Origin of the sequence: Vibrio pectenicida, assembly GCA_024347015.1 — a bacterium.
Lineage (GTDB): Bacteria > Pseudomonadota > Gammaproteobacteria > Enterobacterales > Vibrionaceae > Vibrio > Vibrio pectenicida.
The window spans coordinates 646,625-659,920 of record AP024889.1 but is presented as its reverse complement, the minus strand read 5'-3'; the positions used below and the strand labels follow the sequence as shown (position 1 = coordinate 659,920).

The following is a 13,296-nucleotide window of genomic DNA, read 5'->3' as shown; positions in this document are numbered from 1 at the left end:
GCAAATTTTCATACTCACCCTATGCTAATGTCTTACCACTCCGACTTTATTCAATTCATGCTGGGCTATTTCCGTAGACACAGGTACATAACCTCCTTTTTCAACTAGATTTTGCCCCTGCTGAGAGTATATAAATAAAATGAACTCCCTCATGATGGTAGGTAACGGTTGTGAAGGATTTTTATTTACATATAAGTAGAGATAGCGAGACAGAGGATACTGGCCTGATAGAATATTCTCTTTACTTGGATGAGTATAGTTTTGGCCTTGTGTTGCGATTGGAATCAGTTTAGCACCAGAAACCTGATAGCCTACCCCAGAATAGCCAATAGTATTAATAGATGAAGAAACCGCCTGAACTACTGAGGCGGAGCCAGGCTGCTCATTGACGTTATTTTTAAAATCACCACCACAAAGCGCACTTTTCTTAAAGTAGCCATAAGTACCAGAAACAGAGTTTCGGCCAAAAAGCTGTATACTGCGCTTTGCCCATTGATACTCAAGCCCTAAATCAGCCCAAGTTGACACTGACTTAGTTCCCCCGCAGCGTAAGGTAGCAGAAAAAATACGGTCCAATTGCTCAAAATTAAGACCAGCTACTGGGTTATCTCTATGAACGAAAACCCCAACCGCATCAATTGCGATACGAAGTTCTGTGGGTTTGTAACCATGTTCACGTTCAAAAGCTTCTATTTCACGTTGGCGCATTGGACGACTCATAGGGCCGAACTGAGCAGTACCTTCGGTTAGAGCTGGCGGAGCGGTTGAAGAACCAGATGCTTGCACTTCACCATTAACGTTCGGGTACAAATATTTAAACTCTTCCACCCATAGCGTTGTCACTCCTGCTAGAGTATCTGAACCTACCGTAGTTAAGCTGCCACTTAGATTCGCAATCTTTTTATAATCACCAAGGCCAACTCCCGTCGACTCTTTTCCAATAGTAAAAAAACAAACTAAAACGAGGAGAAAAGTGACCGTTAGTCTCATCAGTTCACCACCAAACGTGGCGGCAAAACAAACGAGAACTTACTTCCCACACTCACTTCAGAGTGAATATCCAAATGAGAATCATGGTGCGTTAGAGCATGTTTGACAATGGCAAGCCCAAGGCCACTACCTCCAGTATCTCTTGAACGGGCTTTATCAACTCGATAAAAACGTTCTGTCAATCTGTGTAGGTGTTGAGGCTCAATACCTTCACCACTATCTTCAACCTCTAAACAGGCTCCCTGTCTTGTATGATACCAGCGAACCTTGACATCAGCTCCAGCAGGCGTGTACTTAACTGCATTATAAACAAGATTGGAAATAGCGCTCCGCAGCTGATCTTCATCCCCTAATACCAATAACCCGCTTTCTACTTCAAAGTTAAGCTTATGTTGTAGCTCACCACTCAAACTCTGTGCTTCTTTTTCTAACACCTCAAGCATCGCAGGTACATTAACCACTTCTTCTAATTCGTGCATTGGCGCGGCTTCAATTTTTGATAGAGTCAATAACTGATTAACTAAGCCATTCATACGATTAAGCTGCTCAGTCATTACGCCGTGAGCCTTGGTCCACATAGGCCCAACTACCATATCTGGGTCCTCTGTCATCTCTAGGTACCCCTGTAACACTGTCATTGGTGTACGAAGCTCATGAGAGACATTAGCAAAGAAGTTGCGCCTCATTCCCTCCAATTGCTTAAGCTGAGAGACATCACGAACCACCATCAAGTGTTCACCTTCTGTATAGGGCACAATACGAAGCTCAAGCATGCGTTCAACATTAAGTGGCGAACGCATTTCTAAAGGCTGAGAAAAGTCGTTTTTATTGATATATTTAATAAAGTCGGGTGTACGAAGTAAGTTGGAAATAGGCTGACCTGAATCATCTGGCCAGCGAAAACCTAGTAGGTGCTGAGCTAATTTATTACACCATACAATATTACCCTCACCGCGAAAAACAACCACCGCATCAGGTAACGATTCTGCACCATTACGAAAACGGCGGATCAGACTACTCAGTTCTTTTCGTTTACTACGATGCCGCTGCTGCAGGCGATAAATACCATTAAATAATGATTCCCAATGGCCACTACCAGAAGGCGGAGTTAGACGCTTTTCATCCCACAGCCATGCTGAAAGACGCATTTGATTGTGTAAATGCCACACGAGCTGCAATACCGTTGCCGAAAAAAGCAACCACGGCATATAACCAAAAATCCATCCTACGATCACCCAAGGGGTGTAAAAAAAAGCCAGATCTCGGGCTAGCTTTTTCCATGTTAACCGTTCAACCACTTACCTCTCCTGATGACAAACTAAAATCAGGCTTTAGTTGAAAAGCGATAGCCTGCACCACGAACCGTCTGAACCAACCTATCGTGACCTGCTCCTTCAAGCGCTTTTCTCAAACGGCGGATATGCACATCAACCGTTCTATCTTCAACGTAAACATTGGTGCCCCAGACATTATTTAACAATTGTTCACGGCTATATACTCGCTCTTGATGAGTCATAAAAAAATGAAGCATTTTGAACTCTGTAGGCCCCATTTCTAGCGGCTGATCATTTGCCATAACTCGATGAGAAACAGGATCAAGTTTAAGCCCTTGCACATTAATTACATCTTCTAAAGCCGTCGGAGTCACACGACGAATAACAGCTTTAAGGCGCGCAACAAGCTCTTTGGGAGAAAAAGGTTTAGTGATGTAGTCATCTGCCCCAACTTCTAAACCGCGTACCTTATCTTCCTCTTCTCCACGAGCTGTCAGCATGACCACTGGTATATTACGGGTCAGCTCTTCGCGTTTCATATGTTTGATAAAGTTAATACCACTGCCGCCAGGTAGCATCCAGTCGAGAAGAACCAGATCTGGAAAAGGTTCAGAAAGTTTGGTTACTGCACTATCATAATCTTCTGCTTCAACAGCATGATAACCTTTCTGCTCAAGGACAAAGCAAAGCATTTCGCGAATTGGGGCTTCATCTTCAACAACAAGAATCCTTCTCGACATAATTGAATAACCTTTAAGTAAGTTAATTTAATCGGGCATTGACCAAAGCATTATCACTATCAATTATGACACTTTTGTGACCATTGAAAACAAATTTTAATATAAGTTTCATCTCAATGATGAGCAATTGCAATGGGACAAGCTGAGTAAAAATCTTTATGATTGGTAACCAAAGCTTAAGATCAACAGACCCTAGGTACAGAGAAATTATATGTGGTTTAAAAACTGTCTAGTTTACCGTTTTAATCGTGATATCAAATTCCAAGCAGACGAGCTGGAAAAGCAGCTTACTGAATTTCGTTTTACACCCTGCGGTAGTCAGGACAAGCAAAAATTTGGCTGGGTGGCAGCAATAGGAAGGCACGGAGACATGATGACTCATGTCTCTGAAGATCGGATCTTGATCTGCGCAAAAAAAGAAGAAAAGATGTTGCCAGCATCTGTGATTAAAGACTCACTCAATGCCAAAGTAGATGTACTTGAAGCACAGGAAGGTCGGCCTCTCAAGAAAACAGAAAAAGATAACCTTAAAGAAGACATTATTATGGACTTGCTGCCACGAGCTTTTAGCCGCAGTAACCATACCTTTGTACTGATCTTACCCAAAGAAGGCTTCATCCTCGTCGATGCTAGCAGCTATAAAAAAGCTGAGGATGTATTAGCACTTCTTCGCAAAACTATCGGCAGTTTACCCGTTGTTCCTGCCATACCAGAAAAGGCAGTGGAGACTACATTGACCGAATGGGTCAAAACTGGCGATACGCCCGTAGGTATGGAGATGCTTGATGAAGCTGAACTTAAATCCGTTCTTGAAGAAGGCGGCGTCATTCGCTGTAAAAAACAAGAATTAACAGCCGATGAAATCCTCAGCCATATAAAAGCAGATAAAGTTGTAACTAAGCTCGCCTTATGGTGGCAAGAGCGGATCGAGTTTCTTCTTGCTGAAGATGGAAGTATCAAACGCCTCAAGTTCTCAGATGAACTAAAAGATCACAATGATGACATTCCAAGAGAAGACCAAGCCGCTCGATTTGACGCCGACTTTTCACTAATGTGCGGCGAGCTTAGTGCTTTCCTACCCAACTTGTACGAATCTCTTGGTGGTTTACCTCAAGCAAATGCTTAGTCTCTATCTAGGTACTCGATATCTGCGAGTACCTAATCCCTCAACAATTCCCGCAACGGTAACATGGACTTTTTCCTAGTCACATCTCACGTTTTAGCGTAGAATTTTCGCCCCAATTCCATTAGGTGGAATTGACCTGACTTGAGATCAGACTAAGAGAACTAGACATGACGACTGAAAAAGCATTTATACCTGAGCTACTGTCACCAGCAGGCAGTTTAAAAAACATGCGTTACGCCTTTGCCTACGGCGCAGACGCAGTATATGCAGGCCAACCTCGTTACAGCTTGCGTGTACGCAACAACGAATTCAATCACGAAAACCTAAAAATTGGTATTGATGAAGCGCATTCATTAGGCAAAAAGCTTTATGTGGTATGTAATATCCAACCACATAACTCTAAGTTAAAGACCTTTATTCGCGATCTTAAACCCGTAGTTGAAATGGGCCCAGATGCACTCATCATGTCAGATCCTGGTTTAATCATGATGGTTCGTGAGACTTTCCCTGACATCCCTATTCACCTATCAGTTCAAGCCAACGCGGTTAACTGGGCAACAGTTAAGTTTTGGGCGGCCAATGGCATTGAACGTGTGATTGTTTCACGTGAACTTTCCTTAGAAGAAATTGAAGAAATCCGCCAACACTGCCCTGAAACTGAACTGGAAGTATTCGTTCACGGTGCGCTATGCATGGCATATTCTGGTCGTTGCTTACTCTCAGGATATATGAATAAGCGAGATCCGAATCAAGGAACTTGTACTAATGCCTGCCGCTGGGAATATAACGTTGAAAAAGGTAAAGAAGACGATTCAGGACAAATCGTTGAGCAGTTCGACCCTAATCAAATACAAGCAATTGAGGTGCAAAATGAAGCGCCTCAAACTACTTTAGGCCATGGGCAGCCAACAGATGAAGTTGTGCTACTTTCAGAGAGCCACCGACCTGAAGAAAAGATGGCAGCCTTCGAAGATGAACATGGCACTTATATCATGAATTCAAAAGACCTCCGTGCTGTTCAACACGTAGAGCGCCTAACTAAGATGGGCGTCCATTCACTTAAAATTGAAGGACGTACTAAATCATTTTATTACTGCGCCCGAACCGCTCAAGTGTATCGTAAGGCAATTGATGATGCCGTCGCTGGTAAACCGTTTGACCAAAACCTAATGGGAACCTTAGAGGGTTTGGCTCACCGCGGCTACACCGAGGGCTTCCTACGTCGCCACACACACGATACTTATCAGAACTATGATTATGGTTATTCCGTCTCTGATGCTCAGCAATTTGTTGGTGAGTTTACAGGTAAACGCCGTGGAGATCTTGTTGAAGTAGAAGTTAAGAATAAATTCCTTGTAGGTGATAGCCTTGAGCTGATGACACCAAAAGGAAATGTTGTCTTTACGCTTGAAGTAATGGAAAACCGCAAATCACAACCTGTTGATGATGCAAAAGGCAATGGTCACTTTGTTTTCATTCCTGTGCCACAAGATATGGATCTAGAATACGGTCTCTTGATGCGTAATCTTAATAAGGGTCAGGATACCCGTAATCCTACAGGCAAATAACCATGGCATTGTTGATCACGGATAAATGCATTAACTGTGATATGTGTGACCCAGAATGTCCTAATGGTGCGATTAGTATGGGTGACTCTATCTTTGAGATCGACCCTGATCTATGTACAGAATGTAAAGGTCACTATGAAAAACCAACTTGTCAAACAGTATGCCCAATAACAAAGTGCATCATAACAGACCCAGATAATATCGAGACAGACGAACAACTATTAGAAAAGTTTGTCATCATTCAAGGGTTAGCTTAGGGTCTGTTGCACTTAACAATTAGATGCCGCTTATTAGAGCGGCATCTTTGTCTAAATATTGTCTAACATTTGTTGGCATTGTACAGGTATCACTTTGCTTTTTTTCTTATTCACTTTCCTCGACATTTGAGGTTTAGGTTGAGGCCGCCAGCTTACTAACTCAGCACCGCAGCCATCGCCATCTGGTGGTGCAACTTGAGGCTTACAAGATACATTTTCCTGTGGGCACTTCAACCTAACGTGCATGTGATAATGATGCCCCCACCAAGGCCGGACTTTTCTTAACCACTCACGCCGCCCCAACTCCTCTTCTGCACAAAGCTTTTCTTTAATCACAGGATGAACAAAAATACGTTCAACGTCAGAGTCATAAGCTGCCATTTTAATTAATTCAAAATGACGGGCATCCCAATTTTCCTTTAACAACTGATACTGTTCTATATTGACGACACTAATTGGCACTGGTGTCCGGAGCTGTTTTTCAGGAAGCCTTTCACGAGTAAGCCTGAGCCAAATATCAATATCTAACCCTGTTTGATGGCTCGTATGCCCAGAAGAGAAGCGTCCTCCCTGAGGTAGGGATAGATCACCCACTAGAATGTGTGTATTAAGGTATTGCTCTGAAAGTTTCCCAAAACGCTGAACAAAACTGACGGCACTAGGGTGAGCATAATATCTTTGACGATGACTTCTCAACACCTGGTACCCCACCCCCTTTAAAGGCAATGGAGAGGCGCCAGCCAAACATCCGTTGGCATAACTGCCGATTGCTTGAGAAGACTGCTCTGAAGGAGCATTAACCTGCTCCCAAGGGCTGGATAGTGCCAAGCAAGGAACACAAAACAGCAGTAATGCTACAGGTGATCGCCATCCAAAGCTATATACCATCTCCCCACTCTCCTTGATAATCACAACCTGTGCTTACCTTTAAGGGCATTAGGGTCGAAGGCTTAACACATGTTAGTTAATAGTGCTCACCATTATCATAGTAGGCTGTGGCATCAAGAGCAGTAAAGATAACCGCAACATCGACATCATCAGCAATAATATGACGAATTTGTTTAGTAATAATAGTGGCTACAGCATCCTGTGTTTCTTGACCTCGTTCAAACCATAACACTTCAACAAATGGATATGCTTGGCTTACTTGACCTTCATGATAAAACGTTGTGTATACATACTCGAACGTAAAATCTTCTCTGGGGCAATCCATATATGGTTGTAGATCGTCAATTAAAGATTTGGATAAGGTTTGAATACTCTGTGGTTCCATGGCACGAAAACGTAAATGTGGCATCAATGTCTTCCTGTAATTGCATTTTCGCCATAATACCAAGTTAATTAATAATATCTCGATTATTTCTCGTTTAAACAAAACAGAAAGAAAAAACCGCTGAGAGTTCAGCGGTTTGTGTTTTATTGAGGTATTTCGTCGAATTCAGCACCTTCTTTTTCCACCTGAGGTGGCATGAGATGCTCTTTGGTAATACCGAGTTTAAGAGCCAGTGCAGATGCAACGTAGATTGAAGAGTATGTACCAACAGTAATACCCAATAAAAGAGCAGTAGCAAAGCCATGAATCATCGCTCCGCCCTGAACAAATAGGGCAATTACTACAAACAAAGTAGTACCGGAAGTAATAAGAGTACGGCTTAAAGTTTGAGTAATGGAACTATCCATAATTTCTGCGGGTTCACCTTTACGCATCTTGCGGAAATTTTCTCGAATGCGGTCAAACACGACTATCGTGTCATTGAGTGAATAACCCACAACCGTAAGGAGCGCCGCTACTATTGTCAAATCAACTTCGATTTGCATCAAGGAGAAGACCCCAAGAGTAATAATCACATCGTGTGTAAGCGCAAGCACAGCACCAGCAGCAAGCCGCCACTCAAATCGTACTGATACGTAAATCAAGATACAAATCAGAGAAACGATAATCGCAAGCCCACCAGCTTCTGTAAGCTCATCTCCAACATTGGGCCCAACAAACTCAATGCGGCGCATTTCAACGCTTTCACCAGTACCGGTTTTTATCGCGCTAAGAATTTCATTACCAAGAGTCTCTCCAGCGACGCCTTCACGTGGACGCAAACGAACCAGAACGTCACGTGAACTACCAAAGTTCTGAACCGTTGCATCACCAAAACCTTTTGCCTCAAGAGCACTGCGGATTTCCTCTAAATCTGCAGGCTGTTCAAAGCCAACTTCTATTAGAGTACCACCGGTGAAATCAAGTCCCCAGTTAAGCCACTGAGTTGATAAAGTAAATATCGACGCACCAATCATAAGAATCGATAGAAGGAAAGCGAATTTAGACCAACGCATAAAGTCGATCATTTTGTCTACTTTTAGAATCTGAAACATAGTTATATCCAGCCTTAGATCGACAATTTATTGATACGCTTTCCGCCATACATCAAATTGACAACGCAGCGCGTTCCTATGATGGCAGTAAACATAGAAGTTAAAATACCGATAGACAGTGTGACGGCAAAACCTTTGATCGCACCCGTACCAACAGCAAAGAGAATAATAGCGGTGATCAGAGTAGTAATATTCGCATCAGCGATGGTACTAAATGCATTTGCATACCCCTGATGAATAGCTTGCTGAGGGTTACGTCCATCACGGAGTTCTTCACGTATCCGTTCAAAAATAAGAACGTTGGCATCTACCGCCATACCGACAGTCAGTACAATGCCAGCAATACCAGGAAGGGTCATAGTTGCACCAGGTATCATCGACATCACACCAATGATTAACACAAGGTTTACCATCAATGCCATGTTGGCAATAAGGCCAAACTTACGATAATAAAGCAAAGTAAATAGCATCACAGCAACCATACCCCAGATACACGCCATCACTCCCATGTCTATATTCTGCTGGCCCATAGATGGACCAATAGTACGCTCTTCGACAATAGAAATCGGTGCAATCAGAGCACCAGCTCGAAGTAATAACGCGAGATTGTGAGCTTCAGCGGCAGAGTCTATTCCGGTGATACGGAAATTACGCCCGAGTGCAGACTGAATCGTTGCTTGGTTGATGACTTCTTCATGCTTACTCAAAATCACTTTGCCTTCAGGCGTACGTCGACCACTGTCTTTATACTCAGCAAATACCGTCGCCATCAGCTTACCAATGTTCTTTTTTGAGAACGCTGACATTTTACTGCCGCCCTCACTATCAAGTGAAATATTCACCTGAGGGCGACCGTATTCATCAGCACCTGAACTGGCATCTGTAATACTCGAACCGCCCAAAATCACACGTTTTTTCAAGACAACAGGCCGGCCGTCTCGAGTTTGCTTGATTTCACTACCCGCTGGAGCCCTGCCACTCGCTGCCGCTGATAAATCCGCTTTATCATCAACTTCACGAAATTCTAGAGTAGCTGTTGCCCCCAAAATTTCCTTTGCACGAGCCGTATCCTGAACACCCGGCAATTCAACGACAATCCGACTCGCTCCCTGGCGTTGAACAAGAGGCTCAGCAACACCCAGTTCATTGACACGATTGCGCAAAATGGTAATGTTCTGCTCCACCGCATAGTTTCGAATTTCAGCTAGACGCGGCTCTGTAAACGTCGCCGTCAGTGTAAAACGACCACCAGCATCTGAGTCCAAAAACGTCATGTCGGGGTGGTTTTGCGTCAATAGACGTTTCGCATCAGCAAGCTGTTCATCATTGCGAAGTAAAACTTCAACAGAATCTTTATCTGAAGGGCGAATCGCTCGATAGCGTATCTTGGCTTCACGAAGCTCGCTACGAAATGCTTCTTCCTGTTGGCCGACTAATTTTTCCATCGCTGCCTCCATATCCACTTCCATCAGGAAATGAACACCGCCACGGAGATCTAAACCTAATTTCATCGGCGCAGCACCAATAGTATTAAGCCAATCAGGTGTCGCAGGAGCTAGGTTTAAGGCAACAATCTTATCTTTACCCAAGGATTCGTTAATAACATCACGAGCACTAAGCTGAGTATCAGTATCATTAAAACGAACAAGAATGGATCCATCTTCTAAAGCAATGGATTTTTGAGATAAGCCCTTTTCATCAAGAACTTGAGTGATAGAGTCCAGCGTTGACATATCAACAGAGGCGCCTCGCGCCCCTGTAATTTGAATTGCCGGATCTTCACCATAGATATTGGGAAGTGCATATAAAGCAGCAATGGCAATGGTCAACACCACCATCAAATACTTCCATAATGGATAGCGGTTAAGCACAGCGAGGATCCTTTAGCTGTTTATAGAGATTTAAGCGTACCTTTTGGTAGCACTGCTGTCACAAAATCTTTCTTAATAACGATTTCGTTGTTGGCATTTAATTCAACAGAAATGTAGTCATTATCTTCTGCAATTTTAGTAATTTTACCGACTAAACCACCACTAGTGAGGACTTCGTCACCTTTACCCATAGATGCCATTAAACTCTTATGTTCTTTAACACGCTTTGATTGTGGACGGTAAATCATGAAGTAAAAAATAACCGCGAACATGCCAAGCATGATCAGCATTTCAAAACCACCGCCTGCGGGTGCGCCATCTGCGGCATAAGCATTAGTAAACATTAAGATTGTCCTCTATTTTCTTTTATTAAATATCCAAGTTGGGCTTATGTTTCAAGGTTTCAAGGGCGAGTTAAACAATTAGCTAGCCGACTCGCAAAATTACCTTGAATTTGCCTACTTAATCCACAAAAGCCTTTGGCAAAATACCAAAAGCCACTAATTTTTATTGCTCTTTTGCCAACGGTGGTACTTCTCGATCACGACGAGCATAAAATTCTTGGACGAATTCATAAAATCTGTCTTCATCGATTGCACTGCGGATCCCTTCCATTACACGCTGGTAATAACGTAAGTTATGTATTGTATTTAGGCGAGCACCTAATATTTCATTACAACGATCCAAATGGTGAAGATACGCCTTCGAATAATTCTGACAAGTGTAACAGTCACATTCAGGATCGAGTGGCGTTGTATCGGTTTTATGCTTCGCATTGCGGATTTTGATCACTCCACCTGTGACAAATAAGTGTCCATTACGGGCATTACGGGTTGGCATGACACAATCAAACATATCAATACCACGGCGAACACCTTCAACCAAGTCTTCTGGTTTTCCAACTCCCATTAGATAACGAGGTTTATCTTCTGGAAGCTGTGGGCAGGTGTGTTCTAATACACGATGCATATCTTCTTTAGGCTCACCTACTGCTAGACCACCAACGGCATAACCATCAAAGCCTATCTCAGTCAAACCTTTCACCGATACATCGCGCAAATCTTCGTAAACACCGCCCTGAACAATACCAAATAAACTATTGGGGTTTTCTAGTTTATCAAAGTGATCGCGTGAACGCTGCGCCCAACGCAAAGACATTTCCATCGACTTCTTTGCCTCATCATGCGTTGCAGGATATGGCGTGCATTCATCAAAGATCATCACAATATCAGACCCTAGATCTTGCTGGATTTCCATCGATTTTTCAGCATCCATGAAAATCTTATCTCCGTTAACAGGGCTACGGAAATGTACTCCTTGTTCGGTGATTTTGCGCATATCACCCAAACTAAACACCTGAAAACCACCTGAATCAGTCAAGATGGGGCCCTGCCAATTCATAAAGTCATGCAGATCACCATGCATTTTCATGACTTCTTGCCCTGGACGGAGCCAAAGGTGGAAGGTATTACCAAGCAGGATTTCAGCACCGGTATCTTTCACTTCCTCAGGCGTCATACCTTTAACCGTGCCATAAGTACCGACAGGCATAAAAGCCGGAGTTTGGACACTTCCACGCTCAAAGGTCAATTGACCTCGACGTGCTGTGCCATCTTTCTTTTTCAAATCAAATTGTAATTTCACTAAGCCTCCAATTGTCAGAGATACAGCCTGACGAAAAGTGCCGAGCATTTCGCTCAATGGGAGTGATCGCTTGGGTTAGCAACAAACCAATCTCTAGTTGGTTTCCTAGCTCATAGCTAGCACTCTTCAATTTTTTAACGCTCAATTGTTTTCTTTTTGATAAACATAGAGTCACCATAGGAGAAAAAGCGATATTGTTTCTCAACAGCATAACTATACGCATTCATTGTATTTTCAAAACCCGCAAACGCACTGACTAACATAATCAAAGTGGACTCTGGTAGATGAAAGTTAGTAATCAAACAATCAACCAACTGATATTCATAACCCGGGTAGATAAAGATTTCCGTATCACCAAAAAAAGGAGCAAGTTCAGTACCTTTTTTGAGCGCATCTTGAGCAGCACTTTCTAAAGAACGAACTGATGTCGTACCCACAGCGATAATTTTACCACCACGCGACTTAGTTTTATTAATCGCATCAACCACTTGCTGGGGAACTTCAACATATTCAGCATGCATATGGTGATCATGAATATTATCGACTTTAACAGGCTGGAAGGTTCCAGCGCCCACATGCAGTGTGACATAGGCTAACTCCGCACCTTTGGCTTGAATCCTATCCAGTAATTCATCATCAAAATGTAACCCTGCTGTTGGCGCAGCCACAGCACCTGGTTTTTGGTTGTAAACCGTTTGGTAACGTTCTTTATCCGAATCTTCATCAGGCCTGTCAATATAAGGAGGTAAAGGCATATGACCAATATGCTCAAGGATTTCTAATACCGCCTTGTCCGACTCAAACTGTAGTTCAAACAATGCTTCATGCCGTGCAAGCATCTTTGCAGAATACTCATCGCTTTCACCAAGCATAATAGTCGAACCGGGCTTGGGAGACTTAGAACAGCGAACATGGGCAAGTATACGTTGCTCATCAAGTATCCGCTCGACCAAAACTTCCAGCTTACCGCCTGATTCCTTACGGCCAAATAAACGAGCAGGTATAACGCGCGTGTTATTGAATACGACTAAATCGCCAGCTTGAATTTGTTCTAAAACGTCAGTAAATATGCCATCACAAAGCAGCCCAGTATTACCATCTAACTGTAATAATCGGCTGGCCGTACGCTCTGGCTGAGGGTAACGAGCAATTAGCTCATCAGGTAAATCAAAATGGAAATCGGATACTTGCATCTTACTAATCTTTGTCGATGTTCTCTTATTGTGACCAAAGCCGAACTGATTCTGTCACAAACAGACGACGAGTTTTTCGCAGCCGACTAGTATATGCTGGACGTAGTCAATAGCAAGGATTCAGGTGTGAATATTTGTAATCTATGTTGATTTAATTAACAGCCGTAAACTTCACCTGATCCGCTGTACACAATTTGCCACATCTTTAAGGCCAAAAGAAAAACAAAAATCTTGTTAGCTCTCATACTCCAGAGCCAAAAGTTACT

The 13,296-nt window shown here is 43.0% G+C and carries 13 protein-coding genes; 3 read left to right on the top strand and 10 right to left on the bottom strand.

What is annotated here, in order from left to right:
* Positions 1-24 precede the first annotated feature (24 nt).
* From OCV27_RS03105 to phoB, 3 genes are read right to left on the bottom strand one after another with little or no spacing between them, the layout of a single operon-like run.
* On the bottom strand, positions 25-990 hold the full coding sequence (locus OCV27_RS03105; RefSeq protein WP_125320045.1) for a PstS family phosphate ABC transporter substrate-binding protein: 966 nt from the start codon (positions 988-990) through the stop codon (positions 25-27).
* Positions 990-2,288 carry a phosphate regulon sensor histidine kinase PhoR gene (gene phoR / locus OCV27_RS03100; protein WP_125320046.1) on the bottom strand — a complete coding sequence of 433 codons (1,299 nt, stop codon included), beginning with the start codon at positions 2,286-2,288 and terminating at the stop codon, positions 990-992. Before phoR ends, OCV27_RS03105 begins: the two co-directional genes overlap by 1 nt.
* 26 nt (positions 2,289-2,314) lie before the next feature.
* Positions 2,315-3,004 (bottom strand): phosphate regulon transcriptional regulator PhoB, encoded by a 690-nt coding sequence (gene phoB / locus OCV27_RS03095; RefSeq protein ID WP_125320047.1) that lies wholly within the window; start codon positions 3,002-3,004, stop codon positions 2,315-2,317.
* A gap of 211 nt (positions 3,005-3,215) precedes the next feature.
* Here phoB and rdgC point away from each other — a divergent pair, with 211 nt between their 5' ends.
* From rdgC to OCV27_RS03080, 3 genes are all read left to right on the top strand, one after another.
* A complete protein-coding gene (gene rdgC, locus OCV27_RS03090) occupies positions 3,216-4,130 on the top strand; it encodes a recombination-associated protein RdgC (RefSeq protein WP_125320048.1) in 915 nt (304 codons plus the stop codon).
* 167 nt (positions 4,131-4,297) lie between these two features.
* Entirely contained in the window at positions 4,298-5,698 is a 1,401-nt protein-coding gene (gene trhP, locus OCV27_RS03085; RefSeq protein WP_125320049.1) for a prephenate-dependent tRNA uridine(34) hydroxylase TrhP, read from the top strand.
* Between the two features lie 2 nt (positions 5,699-5,700).
* Positions 5,701-5,955 (top strand): YfhL family 4Fe-4S dicluster ferredoxin, encoded by a 255-nt coding sequence (locus OCV27_RS03080; protein ID WP_125320050.1) that lies wholly within the window; start codon positions 5,701-5,703, stop codon positions 5,953-5,955.
* A 51-nt stretch (positions 5,956-6,006) separates the two neighbouring features.
* Here OCV27_RS03080 and mepA read toward each other — a convergent pair whose 3' ends face one another.
* From mepA to queA, 7 genes are all read right to left on the bottom strand, one after another.
* Positions 6,007-6,843, bottom strand: a complete 837-nt coding sequence (gene mepA, locus OCV27_RS03075; RefSeq protein ID WP_125320051.1) for a penicillin-insensitive murein endopeptidase — start codon at positions 6,841-6,843, stop codon at positions 6,007-6,009.
* 76 nt (positions 6,844-6,919) lie between these two features.
* Entirely contained in the window at positions 6,920-7,252 is a 333-nt protein-coding gene (locus tag OCV27_RS03070; RefSeq protein WP_125320052.1) for a DUF1904 domain-containing protein, read from the bottom strand.
* Positions 7,253-7,371: 119 nt separating this feature from the next.
* On the bottom strand, positions 7,372-8,322 hold the full coding sequence (gene secF, locus OCV27_RS03065; RefSeq protein ID WP_125320053.1) for a protein translocase subunit SecF: 951 nt from the start codon (positions 8,320-8,322) through the stop codon (positions 7,372-7,374).
* 14 nt (positions 8,323-8,336) lie between these two features.
* Complete coding sequence (secD, locus tag OCV27_RS03060) at positions 8,337-10,193, bottom strand: protein translocase subunit SecD (protein WP_125320054.1); 1,857 nt, start codon at positions 10,191-10,193, stop codon at positions 8,337-8,339.
* A 20-nt stretch (positions 10,194-10,213) separates the two neighbouring features.
* A complete protein-coding gene (yajC, locus tag OCV27_RS03055) occupies positions 10,214-10,537 on the bottom strand; it encodes a preprotein translocase subunit YajC (RefSeq protein ID WP_125320055.1) in 324 nt (107 codons plus the stop codon).
* A gap of 163 nt (positions 10,538-10,700) precedes the next feature.
* Complete coding sequence (gene tgt / locus OCV27_RS03050; protein WP_185759734.1) at positions 10,701-11,837, bottom strand: tRNA guanosine(34) transglycosylase Tgt; 1,137 nt, start codon at positions 11,835-11,837, stop codon at positions 10,701-10,703.
* 134 nt (positions 11,838-11,971) lie between these two features.
* The gene (gene queA, locus OCV27_RS03045; RefSeq protein WP_125320057.1) at positions 11,972-13,030 is read right to left on the bottom strand and encodes a tRNA preQ1(34) S-adenosylmethionine ribosyltransferase-isomerase QueA; all 1,059 of its coding nucleotides are present in this window, start codon (positions 13,028-13,030) and stop codon (positions 11,972-11,974) included.
* Between the last annotated feature and the right edge of the window lie 266 nt (positions 13,031-13,296).

Bases quoted from the DNA above. Each gene is read 5' to 3' on its own strand.
- secF (WP_125320053.1), bottom strand. From the start codon at position 8,322: ATGTTTCAGATTCTAAAAGTAGACAAAATGATCGACTTTATGCGTTGG.
- OCV27_RS03105 (WP_125320045.1), bottom strand. From the start codon at position 990: ATGAGACTAACGGTCACTTTTCTCCTCGTTTTAGTTTGTTTTTTTACT.
- yajC (WP_125320055.1), bottom strand. From the start codon at position 10,537: ATGTTTACTAATGCTTATGCCGCAGATGGCGCACCCGCAGGCGGTGGT.
- OCV27_RS03070 (WP_125320052.1), bottom strand. From the start codon at position 7,252: ATGCCACATTTACGTTTTCGTGCCATGGAACCACAGAGTATTCAAACC.
- phoB (WP_125320047.1), bottom strand. From the start codon at position 3,004: ATGTCGAGAAGGATTCTTGTTGTTGAAGATGAAGCCCCAATTCGCGAA.
- rdgC (WP_125320048.1), top strand. From the start codon at position 3,216: ATGTGGTTTAAAAACTGTCTAGTTTACCGTTTTAATCGTGATATCAAA.
- mepA (WP_125320051.1), bottom strand. From the start codon at position 6,843: ATGGTATATAGCTTTGGATGGCGATCACCTGTAGCATTACTGCTGTTT.
- queA (WP_125320057.1), bottom strand. From the start codon at position 13,030: ATGCAAGTATCCGATTTCCATTTTGATTTACCTGATGAGCTAATTGCT.
- trhP (WP_125320049.1), top strand. From the start codon at position 4,298: ATGACGACTGAAAAAGCATTTATACCTGAGCTACTGTCACCAGCAGGC.
- OCV27_RS03080 (WP_125320050.1), top strand. From the start codon at position 5,701: ATGGCATTGTTGATCACGGATAAATGCATTAACTGTGATATGTGTGAC.